The organism is Lysobacter sp. Soil_C_15 (assembly GCF_057657315.1).
In genome coordinates this window covers 267,018-293,916 of the sequence record NZ_JBDGIR010000007.1, presented here as the reverse complement: position 1 = coordinate 293,916, position 26,899 = coordinate 267,018, and the positions used below count along the sequence as shown (strand labels likewise).

11 protein-coding genes are annotated in these 26,899 nt (G+C 70.3%); 6 read left to right on the top strand and 5 right to left on the bottom strand.

Going from position 1 to position 26,899, the window contains the following annotated elements; all coding sequences use genetic code 11:
* Window positions 1–630 precede the first annotated feature (630 nt).
* The 4 genes from AC3A57_RS17495 to aqpZ all read left to right on the top strand — a co-directional run bounded on the left by AC3A57_RS17495 (window position 631) and on the right by aqpZ (window position 16,549).
* On the top strand, window positions 631–7,488 hold the full coding sequence (locus AC3A57_RS17495) for an RHS repeat-associated core domain-containing protein (RefSeq protein ID WP_487580088.1): 6,858 nt from the start codon (window positions 631–633) through the stop codon (window positions 7,486–7,488).
* 2 nt (window positions 7,489–7,490) lie between these two features.
* Window positions 7,491–8,387 (top strand): hypothetical protein, encoded by an 897-nt coding sequence (locus AC3A57_RS17490; protein ID WP_487580087.1) that lies wholly within the window; start codon window positions 7,491–7,493, stop codon window positions 8,385–8,387.
* A 286-nt stretch (window positions 8,388–8,673) separates the two neighbouring features.
* Complete coding sequence (locus tag AC3A57_RS17485) at window positions 8,674–15,705, top strand: carboxypeptidase regulatory-like domain-containing protein (RefSeq protein ID WP_487580086.1); 7,032 nt, start codon at window positions 8,674–8,676, stop codon at window positions 15,703–15,705.
* 136 nt (window positions 15,706–15,841) lie between these two features.
* Window positions 15,842–16,549, top strand: coding sequence for an aquaporin Z (gene aqpZ, locus AC3A57_RS17480; protein WP_487580085.1), 708 nt, complete (start codon window positions 15,842–15,844; stop codon window positions 16,547–16,549).
* A 126-nt stretch (window positions 16,550–16,675) separates the two neighbouring features.
* On the opposite strand, the gene ssb is transcribed toward aqpZ, so the two are convergent.
* Window positions 16,676–17,248 (bottom strand): single-stranded DNA-binding protein, encoded by a 573-nt coding sequence (gene ssb / locus AC3A57_RS17475; RefSeq protein WP_487580084.1) that lies wholly within the window; start codon window positions 17,246–17,248, stop codon window positions 16,676–16,678.
* 308 nt (window positions 17,249–17,556) lie between these two features.
* Between ssb and AC3A57_RS17470 the strand changes: the two genes are divergently transcribed.
* The gene (locus AC3A57_RS17470; RefSeq protein WP_487580083.1) at window positions 17,557–18,555 is read left to right on the top strand and encodes a polyprenyl synthetase family protein; all 999 of its coding nucleotides are present in this window, start codon (window positions 17,557–17,559) and stop codon (window positions 18,553–18,555) included.
* A gap of 621 nt (window positions 18,556–19,176) precedes the next feature.
* On the opposite strand, the gene AC3A57_RS17465 is transcribed toward AC3A57_RS17470, so the two are convergent.
* The 4 genes from AC3A57_RS17465 to AC3A57_RS17450 all read right to left on the bottom strand — a co-directional run bounded on the left by AC3A57_RS17465 (window position 19,177) and on the right by AC3A57_RS17450 (window position 25,544).
* Entirely contained in the window at window positions 19,177–19,974 is a 798-nt protein-coding gene (locus tag AC3A57_RS17465; protein ID WP_487580082.1) for a dienelactone hydrolase family protein, read from the bottom strand.
* A 169-nt stretch (window positions 19,975–20,143) separates the two neighbouring features.
* Window positions 20,144–21,535: a UDP-N-acetylmuramoyl-L-alanine--D-glutamate ligase gene (gene murD, locus AC3A57_RS17460; RefSeq protein ID WP_487580081.1), complete on the bottom strand. Its 1,392-nt coding sequence runs from the start codon at window positions 21,533–21,535 to the stop codon at window positions 20,144–20,146.
* Entirely contained in the window at window positions 21,516–22,874 is a 1,359-nt protein-coding gene (murL, locus tag AC3A57_RS17455; RefSeq protein WP_487580080.1) for a UDP-N-acetyl-alpha-D-muramoyl-L-alanyl-L-glutamate epimerase, read from the bottom strand. The genes murD and murL overlap by 20 nt, the downstream gene beginning before the upstream one ends.
* Window positions 22,875–22,931: 57 nt before the next feature.
* Entirely contained in the window at window positions 22,932–25,544 is a 2,613-nt protein-coding gene (locus tag AC3A57_RS17450; RefSeq protein WP_487580079.1) for a bifunctional aspartate kinase/diaminopimelate decarboxylase, read from the bottom strand.
* Window positions 25,545–25,865: 321 nt separating this feature from the next.
* Between AC3A57_RS17450 and AC3A57_RS17445 the strand changes: the two genes are divergently transcribed.
* Window positions 25,866–26,747, top strand: coding sequence for a PhzF family phenazine biosynthesis protein (locus AC3A57_RS17445; protein ID WP_487580078.1), 882 nt, complete (start codon window positions 25,866–25,868; stop codon window positions 26,745–26,747).
* Window positions 26,748–26,899 lie beyond the last annotated feature (152 nt).

The window sequence follows — 26,899 nt, the reverse complement described above, 5'->3', positions numbered from 1 at the left end:
TCTTCTCCAAGTCACCACTGCGCCCGCCGCCTGCGCTGCGCTGCGTTGCGGACGCGGCCTCGGCGCCTGCAACGATCCCTTGCGGCGTCCGCCTGCGACCAACCTGGCGACGCCGCTGCAGCCAGACCGAGTACGCGCGATTTTCCGCGCGCCATCCTGCTCGACTGCGCGCCCGACCGCCGGCTCGTCGGCCGGCGACGCCTCGGCCGCGCATCGGCCAACGCGCAACGCGGTTTGCCTCGTTCCGGCGGCGGGATTGCGCATCGCGGTCTCGATGGCAAGCGGACGATCCCGGTCCCCGCACGGCGCCTGCCGTCGACCGGGTCCCGGCCTCGACCCAACCCGACCGATCGATCCGATCGGGCCGCTTCCACGGTTGCGGCGCGTCCGCGCCGCGTGGCCCGATCGCACGGTTCGTCTCGCAAAAAAACGAGACGAGCGGCGCGCCGGCGCGGCGCGGTCCAAACGCGAATCAAACACGCAAGATCCGGCCACGCCGCGAGGTAGAACCCGCCACATTCCTGCCGTTACCCTGGCGTCCGGCGCTACGTCCCCCACGCGCCCGCAAGCGATGGAACGGACTGCCATTGCCCGGTCGAAGCGATGGCGTAAGCGCGTCAGGGGTAGAACATGGAGTTGTTCCGACGTACCGGCTTGGCCGGCCTGGTGGCCGCGTTTTCCTTTCTGGCCGGTCTGGCGACCCCGTATCCGACGGCTTACGCCGGGGCCACCGTTCACGATATTGCTGCGGCGGCGCCGCAAGCCGGCGCCCCGCCCGCGACCATGGGCGAACGTCGGCTCGATGGCGCCGCCCAGCACCTGGAACGCCTGACCCGCGAATTGCGCGGCCGCAGCGAAGCCGGCGGCGCCGCATCCGCCGGAAGTTCCTTGGCCTTGGCGCAGCGGCTGCGCCCGCACCTCAACGGCCTGCGCAGCCTGGATACCGTGCTGGTGCAAAGCGCGCAGGAAGAGCGCGCCGGCCTGCAACGCTTGCGCGTTCCGGCGCAGTTGCGCCAACGCTTCGAATCCGACCAGTCGCGCATCCGCCAGGACGCCGCGCCCTTGCGCGCCGCCCTCGCCCGAGTCGAGCAGGCCGTGGCGGCCCACAGCGAAGGCGAAGCCGACGCCGCACTGGACGCGCTGGCCGCGTTGCTGGCCAAGACCGACGTCACCCAGCGCCTGCGCTTCGATCCCGCGACCTTGCGGGCGCAGCGCATCGAACGCGAGACCCGTCAGCCGGCCGCTACCGCCGCGCAACTGCAGGCCTTCCTGGCCGCTCCGGCCCGGGCGGGTTCCGGGTCCGCCAAGACCGTCGCTGCATCGGCCGGCGCGAGCTTCGCCGCCGCGGCCGCGCCGGAGCTCAGCGAGAACGAAGAGACCCAGATCACCCCGCGCATCCGCAACCTGGCCGATCAACTGGGCCGCAACCCGGTCGCGATCTTCAATTGGGTGCGCAACAACATCGATTACGTGCCCACCCACGGCGCCATCCAGGGCGCCGACCTGACCCTGGTCAATCGCCGCGGCAACGCCGGCGACACCAGTTCGCTGCTGGCGGCCTTGCTGCGCGCGTCCGACATTCCTGCGCGTTTCGTCTACGGCACGGTCAACGTGCCGATCGAGCAGGCGGTGAACTGGCTCAAGGCCGACGACGCCGACGGCGCGATCGGAATGCTGCAGTTCGGCGGCATTCCCTCGACCCTGCTGACCAGCAACGGCCGCGCCGTGGCGGTGCGGATCCAGCACCTGTGGGTCGAAGCGCATGTCGACTTCACGCCCTCGCGCGGCGCGATCAATCGCGAACCCGACGCGTGGGTTCCGATGGACGCGAGCTTCAAGCAATACACCCGCACGCCGACCGTCGACGTGCTGGGCATCGGCGGCTGGAATCCGACCAACGCGGCCGAAGCCATGTTGCGCGACGCGCAGATCGGCAGCGACGGTTCGATCACCAAGCTCAACACCTACGCCTACCAGGGCCAGGTCGACAGCGCGATCGGCCAGGTCATGCAGGCCCCCGGCCAGGGCGAGATCCGCGATCCGCAGGTGTGGATGGGCGGATACGCGATCCTCGCCAGCCAGCTGCCGGTGCTCTCCGGCACCCTGCCGTTCGCGGTCAGCGCCGCGACCTCGCGCTTCGCCGCGATGCCGGACAGCCTGAAGTATTACCTCGACATCCAGTTGTTCGCCAACCAGCGCGACATCGCCTACGAGAATCCGGAATTGAGCCTGCGGGTGGCCACCGTGCGCCTGGGCGGGCGCTCGGTGTTCGTCGACTACGCGCCGGCCACCGCCGAGGACGCGTTCGCGCTGAAGTCCTACGAAACCAGCAATGCCGCCTCGCTGCCGCTGGGTTCGTTCCGGGTGATTCCGCGGCTGAAGCTCGGCGAGGAAGTGCTGGCCGAAGGCAACGTGGTCGCGATGGGCACCCAGCAGTTCTGGGTGGCCGGGGTGGTCGACCTGCAACGGCACATGTCCGGAACCTTCGAGCCGTACCAGTTCGCGGCCGGCTCGCACATCAGCTTCACCTCCGACCTGGGCAGCGTCAGCGAGGAACTGCTCGGCGCGCATTTCAACGGCCTGCCCGACTCGTCGCGGCGGCCGATCGCCGAGGCGCTGCACCTGGCCGGGGTGCAGTACTGGTACCTCAACGACAGCCGCGCCTCGCTGTACGCGCGCGGCTGGGGCGGCCGCTTCCTGCGCATGCCCTCGGTCGGCGTGTTCGCCGCTCCGCTGCAGGTGCGTTACTTCTTCGGCATCCCGCGCAGCGGCTCGTACGCGGGCTTCGCCACCGACATCAAGGGCGATCGCGTCGCCCTGTACCACCGCGACCCGGCCAAGGCGGTGAAGATGGCCTACCAGGTCGGCAGCAACGGCTCGCTGTCGGAAAGCACCACCTGGGACCTGCTGCTCAACAACCGCGCCGGCAATTCGCTGTCGGCCTCCAGCATCATCGCCTGGGCCAATCGCGTCGGCGTGCCGATCTACACCGTCACCGCCGACAACGTCGAGCAGATCCTGCCCAAGCTGCAGACCACCGCCGACGTCAAGGACGAGATCCGCAACGCCGCCCTGGCCGGTCTGCAGGTCGTGGTGCCGCAGAAGGAATTCGCCCAAGGGCGGATCCAGGCCGCCGGCTACGTGATGATCGACCCCGATCGCGGCGACGGCATCTACCGCGTCGACGGCGGCCTCAACGGCGCCCTCAACGTCGGCTGCATCGCCAAGGCGGTGTTGTTGAAGGCGATCTGCGAAAGCAAGTTCGCCCGGCTGATGGCCGCCCGGCTGGCGCAACTGGCGGCGCGCTTCGCGGTACGCATCGGCCTGGCCGCAGTGATGGCCGCGGTGGCGCCGCCGCTGGCGATCATCCTGCCGGTGGTGTCGGCGGTGCTGCTGGCGGTCACCATCATCCAGGTCACCTACGAGGTGCTGACCTGGGTGCGCGAGGTGATGAACGGCACGATTTCGCTGACTCCGGAGGAGATGGCCGAAGCCGGCATCCGCGCGGTCAACGAGTACGCCTGCAATTACCTGCCGAACTGCTTCAACAACCCGATGGGGCAGCTGGGCAATTCCGGCTTCGGCGGACCGGACCTGGGCGATGCCGGCCCGGGCGGCCCCCTGGTCGGCAATCCGGTCAGCGTCGCCACCGGCGTCAAGACCGAGGTCGAAGTCGATTACCAGGGCGAAGGCCCGTTCCCGCTGTCGTTCGTCCGCACCTATTCCAGCTATCTGCCCAACGGCTCGCCGATCGGCCACAAGTGGAGCAGCAACTACCACCAGAGCCTGCGCCTGCCCGACGGCGCAACCGCGATGGAAGCGCCCGAGGCGGTGCTGGCCCAGCGCAGCGACGGCGGCTGGCAGCAGTACGTGCTGCGCGCCGGCGGCTATGTCGCCAACGCCGACATGCCCGAGCGGATGGAGCGCATCACCGACGGCCTGGGCCGGACCACCCAGTGGCGCCTGCACACCGGCGACGACACGGTCGAAACCTACACCGCCGAAGGCCGCCTGATCGAGCTGACCGACCGCAGCGGCCTGCGCCAGGTCCTGACTTACAACGGCGAAGGCCTGCTCGAACGAGTCAGCGACCCTTACGGCCGCAGCCTGCAGTTCGAATACGACCCCACCACCCGTCAGGTCGTCGCTCTGATCGACCCGGCCCAGCGCCGCACGGTCTACGGCTACGACGCCGGCACCCTGGTCACGGTCGACTACCCCGACCGGACCCGCCGCCAGTACCACTACGAAACCCCGGGCTGGCCGACCCTGCTGACCGGCATCACCGACGGCCGCGGCGTGCGCTACGCCAGTTGGAAATACGACGACGAGAACCGCGTGGTCGAAGCCAGCCACGCCGGCGGCGCCGACCGGGTCACCTTGTCCTACGGCGACAAGCAGACCACCGTGGTCGACGCGCGCAACACCCGCCGCACCTATACCTTCACCCGCGTCTTCGACACCTTGCGCATGACCGAGGTGACCGAACCCTGCGCCAGTTGCGGCACCGGCAACGCGGCCAAGATCGGCTACGACGGCGCCGGCTACCCCTCGCTGCTGACCGACCAGAACGGCAACCAGACCCAGATCCGGATCAACGCGCGCGGCCTGCCGGAGCAATGGACGCGCGCGCTCGGCAAGCCGGAAGCGCAGACCGTCAATGTGCGCTGGCACGCGACCTGGCGCCTGCCCGAGCTGATCAGCGAAACCGGCGCCACCGGCACCGCCAAGCAGACCCTGCTGGAGTACGACAGCCGCGGCAATCCGCGCAAGCGCACGGTCACCGTCGACGGTCAGAGCCGGGTCTGGAGCTACGTCTACAACGCCGCCGGCCAGATCGAAAGCGAGGACGGCCCGCGCAGCGACGTGGCCGATGTCGTCACCTACGAATACGATGCCGCCACCGGCAACCGCACATCGGTGCGCGATGCCAACGGCCTAGTCACCCGGTTCCCGGCCTACGACGCGAACGGCAACGTCTCGCGCATGATCGACGAGAACGGACTGATCACCGACTATCGCTACGACGAACGCGACCGGCTCAGCGAAACCAAGCTGTCGGCGCCCGGCAGCGCGGTCACCGAGGTGACGACCTACGCCTACACCAAGTTCGGCGCTTTGGAGACGCTGACGCTGCCCGATGGCAGCTGGGTTCGGTACAGCTACGACGACGCGCAGCGCAAGACCGGCGTACTGGATTCGCGCGGCAACCGCGTCACGTACGTGCTGAACGCCGCAGGTGAACGCGAGCGTGAGGAGGTCTACGATCCGGCCGGCCGGTTGATCGAGATATCGCACCAGGTCTTCGACGCCCTGGGGCGCATGGCGCGCGCCTACGGCAGCGACGCCGACGAAGCGACGGTGTTCGGCTACGACGCCAACGGCAACCGTCGTACGGCCGCGCATCCGCTGCGTCAGCATCCGGACGAGTACCGCTACGACGCGCTCGACCGGCTCATGACCGCCATCGATCCGGCGCAGAACCCGACCGAGTACCGCTACGACACCCAGGACAACCTGCGCAAGATCGTCGACCCGCGTGGACTGACCACGTCCTACGATTACAACGGCTTCGACGAGCTGACCAAGCTGACCAGCCCTGACACGGGCATCACCCAGTTCGACTACGACGCAGCCGGCAATCTGATGCTCCGGCGCGACGCCCGCGACGTCGCCACGAACTTCCGTTACGACGCCGACGATCGCCTGCTGTCGGCGACCTATCCCGACGAAACGATCACCTACGCCTACGACGAGGCCAGCGGCGGAGCCGGCGCCAAGGGACGGCTAACCACCGTTGCCGACGCCAGCGGCCGTACCCGCTTCGTTTACGACGCCTACGGTCGAGTGCTGCAGAAGACCCAGCAATTGGGCGCGGACAGCAATGCGGCCGGCCGCAAGACTCTGAGCCACTCCTATGCCCAAGGTCGCGTCGAACAGACCGTGTTGCCGTCGGGCGCCGTGCTGGGCTACCGCTACGGCACCGATGGACGGGTTCTGCAGATAACCGTCAACGGCCAGACGCTGATCCAGGAAGTGGAATACTTCGCCTACGGTCCGCCGAAGTCGTGGTCCGGCGCGGGGGGATCCTACCGCAGGTCGTTCGACGCCGACGGCCGCATCGACGGCTACCGGACCAGCGGCGGTGAAGCGCGCCTGCGCTACGACGCAGCGGACCGGCTGGCCGAACTAGAGGAAGGCGCCGGTCGCCCCAACTGGCGCTACGGATACGACGAACTCGACCGGCTCAAGACCTCGGCCAACCTCAACCCAACCGGACCGCTGCCGGGCCTGGAACTGGCCTGGACCTTCGACGCCGGCGGAAACCGCAAGACTCAGCAACGCACCGTCGGTGCCAGCGTGGAGGCGGCCGACTACGCGATCGATCCGGCGAACAACCGGCTGCTGTCTGTCAACGGCCAGGTTCGCGGCTACGACGCGGCCGGCAATACCACTCAATCGCAGGGCTGGACCTGGGTGTATTCCGGTCGCGGCCGGCCGATCGAACTGCGCCAAGGGGCGGCCAGCGTCGCCCGCTACGCCTACAACTACTTCGGCGAACGGGTTTGCGCCGCGGTCGGCGGAAGCTGCCCGAGCGCGACGGCCGGCGGCAACGGCTATCGCCAGTTCGTCTACGACGACGAGGGCCGCCTGGTCGGCGAATACGATGCGTCCGGCGGTCTGGTGGCCGAATATGTCTGGCTCGACGACACGCCGGTCGCGGTGCTCAAGAGCGCGGCCGGCGCCGCTCAGTTCGGCGGCACCGTGGCGGGCGCGGTCGCTGCGTATTACGTGCTTCCGGATCAACTGGACACGCCGCGCTCGGTCGTCAATGCCGGCGGTGTCGTCGTCTGGCGCTGGGATAGCGCTCCGTATGGAGACAACGCCGCCGATGCCAATCCCTCCGGTCTGGGCGAGTTCGCCTATCGGCTGCGTCTGCCCGGCCAGCAGTTCGATGCCGAGACCGGCCGCCATTACAACTACCAGCGCGACTACGACCCCGAGACAGGTCGTTACTTGCAGTCCGACCCGATCGGCCTGGATGCCGGGATCAATACCTACGCCTATGTCGGCTCCGATCCGCTCGGCTATACCGACGCGCTGGGCCTCAAGCGGTTCGGCGGCGGCAACGGCGGGCGCAGCGCAAAGTCGGCCAAGACCCAGGGCGACCTGAAGTGCAAACCCTGCAGCAAGCACAAGAACTCGCGCGATTACAAGGGCCCGACCCACGTGTATTGGGTCGTCGATTCGTCGAATAATTCGATCCACAAGGTGGGCAAGGGGCAGGGTTCCGGCAGCGCCGGCTCGGTCAGGTGCCAAAGCCAAGTCAACAAGCTCAATCTGTCCGCGGGCTACAAGCGCTACCGGTGCTCTGTCCGCAGACAGTTCTGCGGTACTTCGGACGCCCTGGACTACGAGCGTTACTCGCGCGACTGGCTGCGCCACGATAAGGGCAACGCCCTGCCCGGCAATCGAGAGAGATACTGAAAATGGCGCGAAAGCTCAGCCCGTTCGCGGGGATATTTCCCAACGATTCCAGGGACACCATCCGTGGGCGCGATTCCAACGCCGCGCGCCGTTACTGGCGCGGTCTGGACCAGATCGACTGGGAACTCAAGCGGATCCTGATCGAAGCCGGCTGGTTCGCGGGACTGCCTGCATCCTTCAAGCAACTGACCATCGACCTGCGCTACACCGCGCAGCACGGCGTGGTGGCGGCGGACTCCGCCTGGCAGGGCAAAAACAGCTACACGGTATGCGTGGAAGCCAACGGCGTCGGCCTGGCGGAAGGCCCGACCGACGAGGAGCGCTACTGGCCGCTGAAGCGTTCCTGCGTGCAGGCGTTGATCCACGCGACCGAAGCGATGGGCGGGTCGCCGAAGGTGCTGCAGGCCCTAGGCGAAGCCTTGGCGCAAATTCCGCCGGCGCCTCCCTGGCCTGCCCTGCCGCCGTTCTCGCTCGAACTGTCCGCCGGATTCCGCGATCCGGTCGATCCCCGGAGCGCAGCCGCGCATAGCACATCGCCGACGGCGACCACCGGGATCCGGTTCCCATTGCCAGAAGAAGCCGGAGTGCTCTGGCTCACGGTCGCGATCCCCGGCGACTTCTCGACCGAGTCCGAAGACCGGTTGGTCGATGCGATCAAGGACTACATGCAGCGCAGCCGGCTCGGCGACTGGGATGGAGACAGCCGCGGCGGGCGGATCTTGGATCTGTCTTTCGAGGTCGCAAACCTGCGACGGGCGGCGGAAGGGCTGGAGTCATTCATCGCCGGGAATTTCGCCGGCTTGGAGTTTCGCATCAGCGATGAGTACGAGCCGGCACTGGATGGCGACAACGGCGCGGACCGCGCCGGTGCGGCGCCGGTGAAGGCGACAGGCGGTTGAACGGCTGCGGCCTGCGGCACCGGCAACGAGCAACGAGCAACGGCGAGTGCGACACCCACGCCAACGCGGCGCGCCGTAGGGCAACGCCCGGACTGCGTGATGGCTGGACAGGTCGTGGCGGGCGAGGCTCGACGCACGGCTGGAACAGGGTTTCGGCGAGCCATGCGCCGCGCCCGATGCGTCCCTAATGGCAGACCCAACGATTTATATGCAACGCCGGTTCAACTGAATGCACGCGACCCGCCCCGGGACTGGGGCAGCGCAAGGCGACGGTCAGGGGAAGGACATGAAAGGAATCAAGGCTTACATCGCGATCGGCCTGGCGCTGCTGGCGCTGCTCAGCGGCATGCGCGATGGCCTGGCCGAGGATGCGCAGCTCGACCGCGGCCTGGATTGGCTGCAGGGTCAGGTGCAGTCCAACGGCAGCCTGTCTTCCGAGCGCGATTCGGTCGCCGTGGTCGAGCAGGTCCGAACCGAAGCCGCGCACACCCTGGCCCAGGCCGGGCGCACCAGCGCCCTGCCGGATCTTTCGCCGAGCGAACTGAGCGATCTGTCGACCGAACTGCTGGCGCGGCGGGTGATGGGGCTGGGCGCGGTCGGCCGGGTGCAGGACGCCGCCGAGACGCTCAACAGCCTGGTCGGCCGGGCCAACCGCGACGGCGGCTTCGGCGGCGCCAGCGCGCAGCCCAGCAACGCCCTGGACACCTCGCTGGCGCTGTTGGCGATGCGCTCGGGCGGCATGACCCGCAGCGCGCGGGTCGAGGCGGCGCTCGGTTATCTGGCGGCCAACGCCAACGCCGACGGCAGCTACCACCTCGCCCACGCGACCTATACCACCGCCTACGCCCTGCAGGCATTCGTGCGCTATCGCAACGACTACAGCCTGAACCCGGCGATCGCGCGCACCCGCGCGGCCTTGGTCGCGCAACAGAGCGGCGGCGCCTACGGCGACAGCGTGTCCAACGCGGTGGCGACGATCGCGCTGGCCCAATCCGGACCGCTGATCGACACCGCGGCGGCGGTGTCCGCGTTGCGCGCCGCGCAGGGCGGCGACGGCAGTTGGGGCGGCGACCCCTATGTCACCGCGTTGGCGCTGCGCGCCCTGCTGGTCGCCAGCGACGCGCCGTCGATGCAGGCCGGGCAGATCGCCGGCGCCGTGTTCGACGCCGACTCCGGCCTGCCGGTGGCGCAGGCGCAGATCGCCCTGGCCGGCGCCGCGAACGCCGGCGTCAGCGGCGCCGACGGCGGTTTCGTGCTCGAGAACGTCGCCGCGGGCAGCTATGCGGTCACCGTCTCGCATGTCGGCTACGCCGATCACGTCGGCCAAGTGGTGGTGGAAGGCGGCAGCACTTCGCAGCTCGGCCGCATCCTGCTGCGCCTGGCCGACCAGACCGCCGCCTTGCGCGGCACCGTCAGCGATTCGCGCAGCGCGCAGCCGCTGGCCGGCGCCAGCGTGCAGGTCAGCGGCCCGCTCGACACCCAGACCCAGACCGACGCCCAGGGCCGCTACGAACTGATCGGCCTGCCCGCCGGCCAATACACCATCCAGGTCGGCCGCAGCGGCTATCAGTCGCTGAGCCAAAGCGCGCAGTTGCCGGCGCGCACCGCGGTGTCGTTCTCGCCCGCGCTGACGCCCGACGGCGATACGCCGCCGACCACCGCCCTGGCCCGCGGCATCGTGGTCAAGGCCGACGACGGCGCGCCGATCGCCGGCGCGCGGGTCGAGCTGGCCGGCCAGAGCGCGCTGACCGGCGCCGATGGCCGCTTCTCGATCGAACCGCTCGCCGCCGGCGCATTCACCGGCAGCGCCCAGGCCGGCGGCTACGACAGCGTCAGTTTCAGCGGCGTGCTGGTCAACGGCAGCAACGACCTCGGACGCATTCCGCTGGCCACGGCGCAAACCCGCCGCAGCCTGATCGGCGCGGTGACCTCCAGCGCCACCGGCGCGCCGCTCGCCGGCGTCTCGCTGACCCTCAACGGCGCCGCCGCAGGCCAGACCGACGCCGCCGGCCAATACCGGATCGAGGACACCGGCAGCGCCCAGGTCGAACTGCGCTTCGACGCGGTCGGATATCAATCGCGCACGGCCACCACGCGCCTGGAGAATCCGGGCGTCTACCGCATCGACGCCCAGCTCGACGACCTGCGCGAGGGCAGCTTCCAGGTGCTGAACCTGCGCGCCGCGCCGGCCGCATTGAAGCCGGGCGAAACGATGCGGATCAGCGCCGACATCGCCAACCTCAACGACGAAGCCAAGCCGGCCCTGGTGCTGGTGCGCTTGCTCGACAGCGCCGGCGACAAGGTCGCGCAGTTGTGCGGCGCCGAAAGCCCCGGCCTGCCGCCGCAATGCGAGTACGCCTTCGACCCGCGCCAGACCAAGTCCTTCGTGCTCGACTGGACCGCCACCAACCTGCCGGCCGGGCGCTACACCCTGGCCCTGCACGTGGTCGCGCCGGGCAGCGTCACTCAGGCCACACCGCTGGGGCTGGTCTACGGCATGGACAGCCGCGAGATCGAGATCGCCGTCCTGCTCGGCCTGCAGGGTTCGGTAACGCCCTCGCCGCCGGTGATGATCCCCAACTCGCCGTCCGGCGTGGACTTCAGCGCGACCCTGCAAAACAAGGGCAACGCCCTGATCGAAGCCGGCGAAGCGCGCCTGACCGTGACCCGGCGCAGCGACGGGGCGCTCGCCCACAGCGCCACCGTGGCCCTGCCGGAGTTGCTGCCCAACGCCATCGCCGAACTCGGCTTCGGCCGCTGGCAGCCGCCGGCCGCCGGCGCCGAATACGACCTGCGCGTGGTCTCCACCGATCCCCGGGTCGGCGGCACGGCGCTCGGCGAGTTCTTCGTCGGCGACGCCGCCACCGCCGAGTTCCAGGTCACCCCGACCCAAACCGGCGACGGCAATCAGCGCGTGGAAGCGGTGCTGACGGTCAAGGGCGTCGACAACCGCACCGGCCAGGGCAGCGACCCGCTGTTCGCCCTGGTGCGCGCGGCGGTCCAGCGCGGCGGCGGCTACACCTCGGTCAACGCGCTGAACTGGCAGCGCAGCAACCAGTGCCTGGGCTGCCACATCCAGACCCAGAGCCTGTACGGCCTGGGCAGCTCGATCGACAAGGCCGATGTCGACAAGGCCGCGGCCTTGTATCTGCAGAACTCGCAGAGCGCGACCGTGCAGAGCGATCGCTCGATCCACAACGCCCATCCGGGTTTCCGCAATACCTCCTCGATGCTCGGCCTGTGGAGCATGGCCGCCTGGCCGGACCGCCGCGCCACCTTCAACGCGCGCTACCGCGTCGCCGACTATCTGCTCGACCGCACCGTCCGCGCGGCCAACGGCGCGTACTGGAACCGCGACCACGATACCGGCTGGCTGGTGGAAGGCCCGGCCGCGAGCGCGACCGTAGTGGAAGGCATGGTCAGCGTGTTGAGCGATGCCGAGCGCTTCGGCATCGCCCAGATGCGCGAATACCGCCCGGTGCAGCACAACGGCCCGTCGGAGTTCGTCGATCTGGCCGGCGCGCCGGACGGCCGCGTGTTCGCCCTGCAGCGCAGCGGCGCGGTGCTGGTCTACGATCCGGCCGCCAATACCGTCGTTCCGTTCTTCCGCACCGCCGTGGGCGCCGTCTATACCGGCGTCGCGGTCGGCGGCGACGGCGCGGTCTACGTGTCCTCGCGCCCGCAAGCCGGCAAGGCGCCGGTGATCGAACGGATCAGCCCCGACGCCGCCTCCAGCGCGACGGTGGCGACCCTGCCGGTGGCTGCCGATGCGATCGACTTCACCCCGGACGGAAAGATCGCCACGCTGAACTACGGCGAACGATCGCTGTACCTGGTCGATCTCGCCGCCGGCACCCAGCAGCGCATCGCGATCGGCGGGCTGATCGTTTCGCCCTCGAACGTGACCGCCGCCGCCGACGGCGCCTTGATGGTGACCAGCGACAGCGCGTTCGGCGCGGTGCGGGTCGCGCGCGACGGCGCCCAGAGCCGCGCCTACGAAGGCAGCATGACGGCGCTGCGCGACCTGGCCTACGCCGGCGACGGCCGCGCCTTCGCCGGCGGCGCTTACGCGATCACCGAAATCAGCGCCGACGGCCTGATGGAAAGCCATGCCGTCGCCGGCGGCCGATACCGCATGGCGGTCGCCGCGGGCAAGGTCTACGGCCTGAGCAGCACCGGCAACTGGACGATCTACGAGCACGAGCCGGTGTTTACCCAGATCGCGCCGCGGCTGGCGCAAATGCGCGAGGCGGTCGAACAATCGGCCAAGTACTTCGAGACCTACGCCAACAACGGCGTGTCCTCGCAGGCGTTCCGGCTGATGATCCTGGCCGAGGCGCGCCCCTACATCGCCGACGCGGCGCTGGCCGGGAAAGTCGACGCGCGCGTGGCCGAGCTGGTGCAGGAGTTGCGCAGCGCGCAGCGCGCCGACGGCGGCTGGAGCCGCTACGCCGGCGCGGGCCAGCCCAGCGATCCGCTGGTCACCGCGATCGTCGGCACCGCGCTGGATTACAACAACCCGCTGCCGACCGATCCGGTGCTGCGCAAGACCGTCCAGTACCTGCTGACCAAGCAGAACCCCGACGGCTCCTGGTACGGCCAGTACTTCTCCACCCATCTGGGCGCGACCAGCTACGTCATGGCCTACCTGCCCAAGGCGGTCGCGCGGCTGGGCGGCATCGACGTCGGCCTGGGCCTGGAATTCGGGCCCGATGTGCGCCTGCTCGGCTCGTCGGTGACCCCGGACAGCAGCACCGTCCATCCCGACGGTTCTTCGGCCTATGGCTTCACGCTGGGCCGGATCGACTCGTCCGGCGCGCGCTTCGTGTTCAGCCTGGAACTGGTGGCGATGCGCATCGACGAATGGCGGCGCATCGCCCAGCGCGCGTTCCTGCGCTTCGTCAACAGCTTCAACGGCGAGACCGTGGAAGCGCCGATCGCGATTCCGAGCGTGCACGCCGCGAGCAAGTACCAGCTCAGCCTGGCCCTCAACGCGGCGCTGTTCCGCGCCAACGAGGACGTGCTGGTGCAGCCCACGGTGCGCAACGGCGGCTCCAGCCACACCAGCGGCAGCCTGCGCTACTTCATCGAAACCGCCGAAGGCGCGCCGGTCGCGGAACTGCCGGTGGTGGGCTTCGCCGATCTGGCGATCGGCGACCAGCGCACCCTGCCCCAGCCTTGGAACACCGGAGTTTCGCGCGCCGGCGACTACCGCGCGCGGGTGCTGCTGCTGAGCCCGGACGGACAAACGCTGGGCGAGGCCGTGCAGCCGTTCTCGATCCAGACCACCTCGACCGGGCCGCAGCTGAGCTCGGCCGTGGCCACCGACAAGCCGGTCTACGACCCGTTCGAGGTCGTGCAGGTGCTCGGCAAGGTCCGCAACCTGACCCTCAACAGCCGCTATGAGCAGCTGACCGTCAGCGAGACCGTGACCACGCCGGCCGGAACCACGTTGTGGACCGGCTCGCTGGCGATCGAGGCGCTCAACCCCAGCACCACCCTGCCGGCCCACTTCCAGCTCAACCTGGTGGCGGCGCCGGCCGGCGCCTACACCGTGACCCAGGTGGTCTCGGCCGCCGACGGCACGGTGCTCGACACCCGTACCGCCGGCTTCCAGGTGCGCTCCAGCTCGGTCGGCGGCGCCGGCTTGTCGGGCACGATCGCGGCGATACCGGAAGAAGTCGAAGCCGGCTCGACCAGCAGCCTCACCGTCGGCCTGCGCAACCAGGGCAATGCCGACTTCGCCGGTCTGCCGGTGACCGTCAGCGTGATCGACCCGCAGGGCGAGAACGTGTTGGCGAGCTGGACCGAGCATCGCGAGCTGGCGGTCGGCGCCCAGTTGTCCTATGCCCAGCCCTGGAACACGGCCGGCGTCGCGCCGGGCCAGTACCAGGCGGTCTTGCAGGCACGCGTCGGCGACCGCCTGGTCACTCTGGCGCACGCGCCGGTGCGGGTGATCGAGCGGCCGGTCAAGGCCGAGATGAGCCAGGCGATCGTCGCCACCGGCCGGGTGCTGGTGCTGGTCAGCTGCAAGGACGGCGGCGGCTGCCACGGCTACGACGCCTATCACGATCACGCCCTGGACCACGCAGGCGACGCGCAACCGGCACGGCAGTCGCCGGCGCCGGAGCCGACCGCGATCGTCGCCAGCGGCGGCGGCCATGGCGGCGGCGGCCGCGACCAGTGCGCGCGCGACCGCGCCGCCTTCATCGACGCCCTGCTCACCCAGATGGGCATCGAGCACAAGGTGGTCACCGAGGGCAGCGCCTTCGCCCGCGAGTACGCCACCGGCCGCTACGACACCTACTGGATCAGCGGCGGCGCCGAGAAGCTGGCCAACCGCTTCGCCCAGGAACTGCGCGAGGCGGTGCAGCAGGGCGACGGCCTGTTCGTCGAAGGCAGCCACGACTCGCGCAACCAGATCGTCAACGACGCCCTGGGCGTGAAGTTCCAGGGCCAGCTGTCGGGCAACCGGCACGCAGCGGTGATGAGCGGCGAATTCGACGTCGGCCGCTTCGACGCCGGCGGCGACGCCTTGCGCTACGTCGCTTCCAGCGCGCAGGTGAAGGGACGCTACGACAGCGCCACCGGCACCCCGGCGTTCTTCGTCAACGCCTACGGCACCGGCCGCTCCGCCCTGGCCGGCTTCGACTTCGCCCAGGCCCTGATCGACGCCGATTCCGCCGCCCAGGCGCGCGAACTGCTGCGGCGCACGCTGGCCCATGTGATGCCGCAGACGCCGGCTTACGGCCTGGCCGGCGGCTATCTGTCGGTGCGCACCCAGGTGCGCAACCTGGCCAAGCCGGTCGAGCTGGAATTGCTCAACCAGGCGCTGGCGCCGTTGCGGGTCGAAGACGCAACGCCGCAACCGCAGACCCTGTCGTCCGCGCTGGCGCTGTGGCGCTTCCCGCTGGCGCTGGCGCAGACCCGCGAGTTCCGCGTCGGCCTGCGCCTGCCTGCGGCCTCGGGCAGCTACACGCTCGATTCGCTGCTGCGCACCGCCAGCGGCCAGCAGGCGCTGGCCAGCAACCGGCTCGGCATCGTGGTCGCGCGCCCGGCCGACCTGGTCGCGCTGCTGCAGCGCGATCTGGATGCCCTGCCGCTGACCAGCCCGCCCGACCGCAATGCGCGCAACCGGGTGAAGTCGTACCTGAGCCAGGCAGGGACCGACTTGCAGGCCGGCCGGCGCGACAGCGCGGTGGACGCCCTGCTCAAGGCGATCGACGAGTTGGCGAAGATCCGCTCGGTCGCCACCGCCGACTGCCGCGTGCAACTGGCGGCGCTGGTCAAGGCAGCGCGGGTCGCGGCGCTGCCGTGAACGCTCGCGGGCCCGGCGCCGCCGGGCTCGCGAGGCCGCCGGCGATGCTGGCATGATCGAACCGGCCGTCGCCGCAGGCGCGGCCGACGGACGCGGCGAACGGTTCGCCGGCGCAAGCACAAAGGACTCCAGGCGCATGTTGAGAAAACTGTTGGCGGAAGGCGTGGGCACGATGTGGCTGGTGCTCGGCGGCTGCGGCAGCGCGGTGCTGGCGCTGGGCTTTCCCGACGTGGGCATCGGCCTGCTCGGCGTGTCGCTGGCGTTCGGCTTGAGCGTGCTCACCGCCGCCTACGCGCTCGGCCCGATCTCCGGCGCCCACTTCAACCCGGCGGTCACCGTCGGCTTGACGGTCGCCGGGCGCTTCCCGGCCAGACAGGCGCCGCTGTACGTACTGGCGCAGTTGCTCGGCGCCGTGGCCGGCGCGGCGCTGCTGTACCTGATCGCCAGCGGCAAGGTCGGCTTCGACCTGGCCAACGGACTGGCGTCGAACGGTTATGCGGAACGTTCGCCGGGCGGCTATTCGATGCTCGCGGCGCTGGTATGCGAGACGACGATGACGGCGATGTTCCTGCTGATCATCCTCGGCGCCACTTCGACGCGCGCGCCGGCCGGCTTCGCCCCGATCGCGATCGGCCTGGCCCTGACCCTGATCCACCTGGTCAGCATTCCGGTCACCAACACCTCGGTCAATCCGGCCCGCAGCACCGGCCCGGCCTTGCTGGTCGGCGGCTGGGCCGTGTCGCAACTGTGGCTGTTCTGGCTCGCGCCCTTGCTGGGCGCGGTCCTGGCCGGCGGGTTGTGGCGCTATCTGGGCGCGCAAAGCCGGTCCGCCGATTCGGCCTGAGACCCGGGCCGCGCCGCCGGCGCGACCGCTGGCGACGCTGGCGGCCGCTGGCAGCCGGTGACAGCCAACAAAAAGCCCTCCATGCGGAGGGCTTTGTTTTGTTCCGAAAACCCGGCTGGCCGGGCTTTAGAACGGAATATCGTCGTCGGCGAAATCGTCGCCGAAGTCGTTCGACTTGGCCGGGGGCGCTTCGCGGCGCGGAGCGGATTCCTGACGGCCGCCGCCGTAGCCGCCGCCGCCACCACCGCCACCGCCGCCGTACTGGCGTGCCGGGCGGTCGCCGCCGCCACCGCCACCGCCGCCGCCGCGGAACTCGCCGCGACCGCCGCCTTCGGAACGGCCGCCGCCACCGCCGCCACCGCCTTCGCCGCCGCCGAGCATCTGCATCTCATCGGCGATGATGTCGGTGAAGTACTTCTCGACCCCGTCCTGGCCGGTGAACTTGTCGTAGCGGATCGAGCCTTCGATGTAGACCTGGCGGCCCTTGCGCAGGTACTCGCCGGCGATCTCGCCGAGCTTGCCGAACAGCTTGACCCGGTGCCATTCGGTGCGTTCCTGGTTGTTGCCGTCGCGATCCTTGCGGACGCTGGTCGTCGCCAGGCTGATCGTGGTCACGGCCATGCCGCCCTGGGTGTATTTGGTCTCAGGATCGTTGCCGAGGTTGCCGACCAGGATGACCTTGTTGATGCCGCGTGCCATGGATTGCGTGTCCTTCTAGGTGCCAGGGGTATGGCTAGACGATGGATTATAGCCGCGGCCCGGTCCACCGGCGGCCGCCGCGCCCGGGGGTAGGACAGGTCCGAAACCGCCGTCGGGGCTTGCCGCGGGTCCCGGCCGGCGCCCGCAACCGGTGCCGCACCGGCCCGCGCCCCGCCCGGGACCCGGCCGGCAGGCCCCGGCGAGACCGGCCCGGCCCTGCGAACGGACCGCTGCCGCACTTTGCCGCAACCGGCCTGTCAAACGTGACGCAACCCTTATAATTTCGTTTCCTACGAGCCGACCTGCCCATGCCCTCCAGCGCCACGACCTTGTCCGCCGCCGACCTGGCGAGCATCCAATCCCTGGCCCGCGACGACATGGCCGCGGTCGATGCGCTGATCCGGCGCCGCCTGGCTTCCGATGTGGTGCTGATCAACCAGGTCGCCGAGTACATCGTCGGCGCCGGCGGCAAGCGCCTGCGGCCGATGCTGCTGCTGCTGGCGGCCGGCGCGCTGAACCACCGCGGTCCCGACGCCCACCAGCTGGCCGCGGTGGTCGAATTCATCCACACCGCGACCCTGCTCCACGACGACGTGGTCGACGAGTCCGACCTGCGCCGCGGGCGCAAGACCGCCAACGCCGTCTGGGGCAACGCCGCCAGCGTGCTGGTCGGCGACTTCCTGTATTCGCGCAGTTTCCAGCTGATGGTCGAACTGGACCGGCTGGAGGTGATGAAGATCCTCGCCGACACCACCAACCAGATCGCCGAGGGCGAGGTGCTGCAGCTGCTGCACGTGCGCAACCCGGACACCGACGAGACCGCCTACCTGCGGGTGATCGAGCGCAAGACCGCGGTGCTGTTCGCCGCCGCGACCCGCCTGGGCGCGGTCCTGGCCGGCGCCTCGCCGAGCGTCCAGCAGCGCCTGCACGACTACGGCCTGGCCCTGGGCTATGCCTTCCAGATCGCCGACGACGTGCTCGACTACGCCTCCGACGCGCAGACCCTGGGCAAGAACCTCGGCGACGACCTGGCCGAGGGCAAGGCCACCCTGCCGCTGATCCACGCCATCGCCCACAGCGACGACGCCACCCGCGCGCGCCTGCGCGCCGCGGTCGAGCACGGCGACACCGACGCCATGCCCGAGGTGCTGGCCGCGATCCACGCCACCGGCGGCCTGGACTACAGCCGCAAACGCGCCCGCGATTACGCCCAGGCCGCCGAAGCGGCGCTGGACGCGATCGAGGACAACGACTACACCGCCGCGCTGCGCGGCTTGGCGCGGTACGCGGTGAGCCGGGATCACTGATCGGCGCAGACGGCTGCGCCGCGACTGAGGCTTCGCGGTCGCGGCTCGCGCCGCTCCCACAAGGGCGCCGCATCGCTTTCTGTAGGAGCGGCGTAAGCCGCGACAGCCGAAGCGATGTGGTACCACGCAGGTTTCCGCAGCCGATTTCGCGTTCGGCGATCTGCGCAGCGAATGGGCATCCGGGCTCTTTGCGAGCCCGCTTGCTTGCACCGCTTCTGTGGTCGCGGCTTATGACCGCAGGAAATCCCCGTGGGACGCCGCTCCTACAAGGGCGCCGCCTGCGCCGCGAGGGTGAGGCTTCGCGGTCGCGGCTCGCGCCGCTCCTACAAGGGCGGCGCATCGCTTCCTGTAGGAGCGGCGTAAGCCGCGACAGCCGAAGCGATGTGATACCACGCAGGTTTCCGCAGCCGATTCCGCGTTCGGCGATCTGCGCAGCGAATGGGCATCCCGGCTTCGCGGGTCCGCTTGCGTACACCGCTTCCGTGGTCGCGGCTTATGACCGCAGGAAATCCCCGTGGGACGCCGCTCCTACAAGGGCGCCGCCTGCGCCGCGAGGGTGAGGCTGCGCGGTCGCGGCTCGCGCCGCTCCTACCCTTTTGGGACGGGGCGGCGCCGAGCGGCTCAGCGCTGGCCGAAACGCTCGCCGAAGAAGGCGCGCATGGCGGCGAAGGAACGCTTGGCGGCGCGCTCGTCGTAGCGGCAGTTGTCGCCGGCCGGGTTGGCCGCGTCCTCGATCTGCGAGAAGCAGTGCACCGCGCCGCCGTAGTTGACCAACTGCCAGTCGGCGCCGGCCTCGTTCATTTCCTGTTCGAAGGCGACGATGTCGGCCTGCGGCACCGACTTGTCGGCGGCGCCGTTGAGCACCAGCACCGGGGTGTTCACCTTGACCCCGTTGCCGGGCAGATACGACTTCAGGCCGCCGTGGAAGCTGACCGCGCCGGCCAGGTTGGCGCCGGTGCGCGCCAGTTCCAGCACTGCCGAACCGCCGAAGCAGAAGCCCAGCGCGCCGATCCGCTGCGCGTCCAGCGGCGCGGTCTTGGCCTGGCCTTCCAGGGCCGCGACCGCCGCGGCGACGCGCTTGCGCAAGGTCGCGCCGCCATCGCTATAGACCTTGCCGACCGCCGCCTTGGCCTCGGTCTTGTCCTTCGGCCGCACGTCCCGGCCGTACACGTCGGCGACCAGGACCACGTAGTCGTCGCCGGCGATCTCGCCGGCCAGGCGGACGGCGTGGTCGGTCACGCCCATCCAGTTCGGCACCATCACCAGGCCGGGCCGCTTGATCGCGTTGACGTCGTCGTAGACCAGCGTCCCGCGAAAGCGCTCCTCGCCGACGCTCCATTCCACCGGCTGGGTCTTGGTCGCCGCGAACGCGGGCGAGGCGCACAGCAGTAGCGACACAGCAGCGGCGAGACGGCGCATGGCGGGACTCCGGGGGTTGGGAATCCGGCGAGACTAACGCGTTCCCGGCGCCAGCGTCGTGACGGCGATTGAGCGGGGAGTGAGCGGAGAGGAGCGAGGAGTGAGAAAAACAACAGCTCTGCTGCGGCCTTTACTCACTCCTCGCTCCTCTCCACTCGTTCCTCTCCCCTCACCCGATTCCCAGCCCCGCGATCGCGCTGATCGCTTCCGGGTCGAACCCGGCCAGTTCGGCGAAGTGGCGGCCGCGGGCGACGTAGTCCTTGTACGGGCCGTAGCTGGGCGCGCCCGGCGACAGCAGGATCACCCCGCCCTGCGCGCCGAGCGCGGCGCGGGCTTGCTGCATCGCCTCGCCCAGGTCGCGCGCCGCCGACAGGCGGACGTCGGACTGGGCCGCGATCGGCGCCAGCAGCTCGTGGATGCGCGGGCCGTTCTGGCCCATGGTCACGATCGCCACCGGCGCCTGCCGGCGCATCGCGTCGGCGAAAGCCTGCCAGTCCAGGCCGCGGTCGTGGCCGCCGACCAGCACCGCGATGCGGCGGCCGGCATAGACGTCGAGCGCGGCCAGGGTCGCGTGCGGGGTGGTGCTGATCGAATCGTTGACGTAGTCGATGCCGTCCTTGCGCCCGATCGGCTGCAGCCGGTTCGGCAGCGGACGGAAGCTCGCCGCCGCCGGCGCCAACGGCGCGGCGTCCAGGCCCAACGCTTCGATCGCGGTCAGCACCGCGCACAGGTTGCCGCGGTTGTGCCGGCCGGGCAGCGGCAGGCCGGCAGTGTCCATGATTTCGCGCTCGCCGCGCCACAGCGCGTCGCCGCGCAGATGCCAGCCGCGCTCATCGCCGAACCAGCGCACTTCGCTGTCGGGCAGATGCAACCCGGCCAGCACCGCGTCGTTGGCGTTGAGCACGGCGATGCGCGGCTTGCCTTCGGTCAGCAGGCGCAGCTTGTCCTCGACGTAGCGCGCCTGCGAACCGTGCCAGTCCAGGTGTTCGGGGTACAGATTCAAGGCCACCGCGACCTCCGGCCGGGCGCCGCTGGCGCCGACGTCGCCGGTCTGGTAGCTGGACAGCTCGATCGCCCAGAACTCGGGCATCGGCTGCGGGTCCAGCGCCTCCAGCAAGGGCATGCCGATATTGCCGACCAGGGCGGTGCGGTGGCCGCCGGCGCGCAGCAGGTGCGCCAGCAGCGAGGTGGTGGTGCTCTTGCCCTTGGTGCCGGTCACGCAGACGGTGCGCAGGTCCGGATGCTCGCCGAACCACAGCGCGGTACCGCCGAGAAAACGCGTGCCCTGCCCGGCCGCGGCCTGGGCCTCGGCGCGGTACGGGCTGATTCCGGGCGATTTGATCACGAACTCGAACGCGGCCAGCCGCTCGGCGCTGGCGGCGGTCTCGATCGCCAGCAGCGGGTCGCCGAGGCCGCGCGCGTCGGCGGCTTCCTCGACGCTGCAGAACAGGGTCAGCGCCAGCCGTGGCAGGCGCGAGCGGATCGCCTGGTAGGCGGCGCGGCCTTCGCGCCCCCAGCCCCACAGTGCGACCCGGCGGCCGTCAAGCTGCGAAATGCGCACGCAGGCGTTCCCACAGCGCGGCCGGGATGCGGTGCTGGACGTCGAGCGCCAGCAGCGACTCGATGCTCAGATCCTCGTCCTGCAGCTGCGGCCGGATCTCGCGCGCGAAGCGCTCGACCAGCGCGTCCTCGCGCCACTGCGCCTGCCCGCTCAGCGCGGCCATCGCCGCGCGCGACTCGCGGCCTTCGCCGACGCATTCGAACGGCTTGTGGTCGCGGTACTCGAGCAGCGCGTCGTAGCCCCCGGTCTGGGCCGGGTCGTCGAGCAGATTGCGGCCGAAGATGCCGACCAGGCGCGGCTTGGTCATGAACGGCGCCAGCGCCAGGAACACGAAGTGGCATTTCGGGCACACGCCGCACCAGCGGCTGGCCGGACGCTCGCCGAGGATGTGGAAGTTGCGGTTGCAGCTGCTGAAATGGGCGTCGTAGCGGTCGCTGCGGGCGAACTGGCGCGCCACCGCGAGTTCGCTGAGCGGGCGCAGCAGCGAGTAGTAGCGCAGGTCCGCGGCGACATGCCGCTGCAGGTAGTCGCCGAAGGCCTGCTCGCAGGCCCAGCCCTTGGACCACTGGTGGTTCACCTCGCCGGTGCCCTCGATCAGGCTGCCGTAGCTGGCCGAGCGCTCGTTGGAGAACACCACCTGGTCGGCGCCGTGCAACAGCGCGGCCAGGGCCATGATCGCCGAGTTCACCACCGTGACCGGGATATGGCCGTTGTAGGCGCCCTGGCGGTTGAGTTCGAACAGTTGCGGCGCCAGCGCGCGGCCGAGATTGAGGGTCGGCAGTTCGGTGCGCTGGGCGCAGGCGGCGATCAGCTGCGAGCCGCCGACCCAGGTCACGGTCTGCTCGACGCCGAGCCGGCGCAGGGCTTCGATGCTGACCAGCGAATCCTTGCCGCCGCCGATCGCGACCAGGGCGTGCTCGCGCAGGCCCAGCGCCGGCGCCTGCGGCTGCGCGTCGGCGCCGACCGGGAAGCGGATCTTGCCGTGCAGGTCCAGGCCGTTGCGGTAGGCGAACTCGCCCAGGCCGTTGACGTAGATCAGCTCCAGCAACTGCGCGGTGTCCGAGTCGATGGCGTAGCCGTCGATGCGGATCTCCGGCGGCACCGCCGCCTTGTAGTAGCTCACGCCGGCGATCAGGTGCAGCAGGCGCAGCAGGCGCTCCACCGCCGTGCGGCGCGCATCGTCGAGGACGAAGGGCGCGCCCGGGACGGTGATGGTTTCGACCAGCTCCGCGCCGTCGTCGAAGGCGTAGACCAGTTCGGCCACGCCGGTGCCCGCGTCCAGGCCGCAGCGGACGAAACGGAAGGCGCGCACGGCGTCGCGTTGGAATTGATCGCTCACGGGTTCACTCTCGAATCGAATCGGACGCGCGCTGCGGTTTTTTCTTCGGCCTGGAGGTCATTCGACGACCTCCTCGACCGGCAGCGCGCGCAGGTTGTAGGTGTTGGCCATCGCCATGCCGTAGGCGCCGGCGTCGGCGACCAGGATCGTGTCGCCCTCGGCGGTCGCCGCCGGCAACGGCCGGGCGCGGCCGAGCACGTCGCTGCTCTCGCACACCGGACCGACCACGTCGAAGGTCGCGGTGTCGGCGTCGTCGTAGCGGCTGAGGTTGTGGATGCCGTGGTAGGCCTCGTACATCGCCGGCCGCATCAGCGCGTTCATGCCGGCGTCGCAGCCGACCCGGCGCACGCCGTCCTTCTCCACCACCTGGGTCGCGTGCAGCAGCAGCACGCCGCTTTCGGCGACTAAGTAGCGGCCCGGCTCGACGATCAGGCCGTAGCGCGGGTACGCGGCCTTGATCTCGGCCAGGCCGGCGCGCCACTGGCCGAGGTCGAACTGCGGCGCTTCCGGGGTGTAGGCGACCGGCAGGCCGCCGCCGATGTCGATGGTCTCGATGGTGCCGACGCTGTCGGCCAGTCCGGCCAGGCTGGCGTAGACGCCGCGCCAGTGCTGCGGGTCGTCGATGCCGCTGCCCAGGTGCGCGTGCAGGCCGCTGATCCGCACGCCGAGCTTGCGCGCCTCCTCGACGAAGGCGTCGAAGCGCGCCAGCGGCAGGCCGAACTTGGCCGCGACGCCGCCTGTGCGGACCTTCTCGTGATGGCCCTCGCCGTGGCCCAGGTCCAGGCGCAGCCACAGGGTGCGGCCGCGGAAGGTCTCCGGCCAGCGCTGCAGGGCCTCGATGTTGTCCAGGGTGACGATCACCCCACGCCGCAAGGCCGCTTCGTACTCGCGCCGCGGCGCGAAGCTGGGGGTGAACAGCACCCGCTCGGGCGCCATGTGCGGCAACGCCTCGAACACGCGCTCGATCTCGGCCAGCGACACGCACTCCAGGCCGAAGCCTTCGCCGACGATGGCCTTGAGCACCGCCGGATGCGAATTGGCCTTCATCGCATAGAAGCAGCGGTCGATCGATTCGGTGCCGATCAGCGAACGCGCGCGTTCGCGCACCGTGGCCAGGTCGTAGACGTAGCGCGGCGTGCCGGCCTGGGCCAGCGCCAGCAGCCGCTCGCGCTTGCCCTGCCACCAGGCCGGCGCGCGCTGCGGCTTGCCGTGCGCGCTGCTCTCCTCTTGGATGCTGCGCCAGCTCGGGCCGAACACGCTGTCGTCGCGCACCGGCATGGCGCCGCCGCGGATCAGTTCGTGGTGCAGATGCGGCAGCAGGCCGTCGGCGTCGGCCTCGTCGATGACGAAGGTCAGGTTGAGGTCGTTCGACGACTGCGAGATCAGGTGCACGCGCTCGCGGCCGAACGCGGCCCAGATGTCGGACAGTCGGTGCAGCAGCGAACGCATGCCGCGGCCGACCAGGGTGATCGCCGCGCACGGCGCGATCACCTTGACCCGGCAGACCTCGGCCAGGTCGGCCGACAGCGCTTCGAGCACGTTGCTGTTGACCAGGTTCTCGCTCGGGTCGAGCGAGACGGTGACGTTGGTTTCCGACGAGCCGATCAGGTCGATCGACAGGCCGTGGCGCTTGAAGCGCTCGAACACGTCGGCGAGGAAGCCGACCTGCTGCCACATGCCGATGCTTTCCATCGACACCAGGACGATGCCGTTGCGGCGGCTGATCGCCTTGACCCCCGGCACCGTCGCCGCGCTGGCGTCGATGCGGGTGCCCGGCAGGTCGAAGCGTTCGGTGTCGAGGATCGCCATCGGCACGCCGGCGTCGCGGCACGGCGCGATCGAACGCGGGTGCAGCACCTTGGCGCCGGTGGTGGCGATTTCCTGCGCTTCGGCGTAGTCCAGGCGCGCCAGCAGGCGCGCTTCCGGCACTTCGCGCGGGTTGGCGCTGAACATGCCCGGCACGTCGGTCCAGATCTCGACCCGCTGCGCCTTGAGCAGAGCGCCGAAATACGCCGCCGACGTGTCCGAACCGCCGCGGCCGAGGATCGCGGTGCCGCCGTCGCCGTGGCGGGCGATGAAGCCCTGGGTGATCAGCATCGCGGTCGGCTGGGCGCTGAAGCGCTCGACGAAACCGGGCTCGGCCTGGTGCCGGCAGTTCACCGACAACCGCTGCGCCCACTCGCTGGCATTCGGCAGCGACACCGCATCCAGCCAGTCGCGCGCGTCGCTCCAGCCGAAATCGTGGCCCTGCGAGCGCAGGTAGGCCGCGCCCAGGGTCGACGACAGTAGCTCGCCCTGGCCCAGCACTTCGGCCTGCCAGTCCAGCGCGCGGCTGGCCGCGCGCGGATCGGTTTCCAGCGCAACCAGTTTCGCCAGGCGCTCGCCGAGCACCGCATCCGGATCCAGGTCGAGTTCGGCGCAGAAGCTGCGGTGGCGCTCGACCAGGCCGGCGAAACGCGCCGCCAGGCCCTCGTCGCTGCCGACCGGAGCGTAGGCGATCGCCTGCAGTTCGTTGGTGACGCCCGACAGCGCCGAGACCACCACCAAGACCCGGCGGCCGTCCTCGTGCAAGCGTTTCGAGGCCAGGCGTCCGATCGTGTCCCAACGGTTGCGGCGAGATACCGAAGTACCGCCGAACTTGAGCACCACCCAGCCTGTCTGTTGCGCCACCACTGTTTCCTCGGTTGTCGTTCCACTGATTCGGGCCCGGCAGGCGCCGGGGCAGGTCGATCCGCCCGCCGCGGGCCATCGATGGCCGCGACGGGATTGCACACTTGCCGCTCGTGCGCGCCGGGCGTGCACCCGTCGGCGGGCGCCCTTAGAATCACGCGCTCGCCCGGGGGCCCGGGCACGAAGCGACGATTCTAGTCCAAACCTGCCCGCTCCCGAGCGCCGCTCCGCCCTCACCGACGCTGTTTTTTCCCAGGCCCCGCCTTCCGCACACCCCCTGTGTACCGCCACCTGCACGGGCCCTACGGATCCCCTTTCGAAATGACGCAACGCCGCTATCTGCAACTGGACGTGTTCGCCGACCGGCCCGGCGCCGGCAACCCGCTGGCCGTGGTCCTCGACGCCGAGGGCCTGGACGACCGCGACATGCAGGCCATCGCCCGCTGGACCCGCCTGCCCGAGACCACCTTCGTGTTCCCGCCGACCCAGCCCGGCGCCAGCTACCGCATCCGCATGTTCAGCCCGCGCCGCGAAGTGCCGTTCGCCGGCCATCCCAGCGTCGGCACCGCCTGCGTGGTGCTGGAGGCCGGACTGGCCGCACCGGTCGACGGCCGCCTGGTCCAGGAAGGCGTGGCCGGGCTGCTGCCGCTGGCGGTGAACGGCGACGGCGACGCCCGCACGATCGCGGTGCGCACGCCGCGCGCGCGGGTGGTCGAAGTCGCCGACGCGGCCGATCCGCGCCTGGCCGACACCTTGCGCGAGCTGCCGCTGGGCGCGCTGCCGCCGGCGCTGATGGACGGCGGCCGCCGCTGGTGGCTGGCCGAATTGCGCGACGAGGCCGCGCTGCGCGCCGCGACCCCGGACTGGGCCGCGATCGGCCGCCTGGCCGAAGCCACCGAGAGCATGGGCCTGTGCGCCTTCGCCCGCGCCGACGCCGGCCGCGACTACGACCTGGTGGTGCGCGCCTTCGTCGGCGCCCCGGCGCAGTTCGAGGACGCCGCCTCCGGCGCCGCCAACGCCACCCTAGCCGCCTGGCTCAACCACAACGGCGCCCTGCCCGGCCGCGACGGCCGCTACACGGTCAGCCAGGGCCGCGAAGTCGGCTTCGACGCGCGCCTGCAGTTGCGCGTGGACGGCGACGGCGAAGTCTGGTCCGGCGGCCGGGTCAGCAACGTGGTGCGCGGCCACATCGACTGGCGCTGAGCGGCGCGCGGGCCTCGACCCAGGCCCGCGGCGCGCGCCAAAGCTACAAACAGAAACGCCGCGAACAGAAGCGCGGCCAATAGAAACGCTACGAATAGAGACGCCGGGACCTCGCGGTCCCGGCGTTCCACCGGCCCGGCATCGCTGCCGGG

What these genes read in the sequence shown, in the direction of transcription:
- AC3A57_RS17495 (WP_487580088.1), top strand. Translation starts at nt 631, where the DNA reads ATGGAGTTGTTCCGACGTACCGGCTTGGCCGGCCTGGTGGCCGCGTTT.
- AC3A57_RS17490 (WP_487580087.1), top strand. Translation starts at nt 7,491, where the DNA reads ATGGCGCGAAAGCTCAGCCCGTTCGCGGGGATATTTCCCAACGATTCC.
- AC3A57_RS17485 (WP_487580086.1), top strand. Translation starts at nt 8,674, where the DNA reads ATGAAAGGAATCAAGGCTTACATCGCGATCGGCCTGGCGCTGCTGGCG.
- aqpZ (WP_487580085.1), top strand. Translation starts at nt 15,842, where the DNA reads ATGTTGAGAAAACTGTTGGCGGAAGGCGTGGGCACGATGTGGCTGGTG.
- ssb (WP_487580084.1), bottom strand. Translation starts at nt 17,248, where the DNA reads ATGGCACGCGGCATCAACAAGGTCATCCTGGTCGGCAACCTCGGCAAC.
- AC3A57_RS17470 (WP_487580083.1), top strand. Translation starts at nt 17,557, where the DNA reads ATGCCCTCCAGCGCCACGACCTTGTCCGCCGCCGACCTGGCGAGCATC.
- AC3A57_RS17465 (WP_487580082.1), bottom strand. Translation starts at nt 19,974, where the DNA reads ATGCGCCGTCTCGCCGCTGCTGTGTCGCTACTGCTGTGCGCCTCGCCC.
- AC3A57_RS17445 (WP_487580078.1), top strand. Translation starts at nt 25,866, where the DNA reads ATGACGCAACGCCGCTATCTGCAACTGGACGTGTTCGCCGACCGGCCC.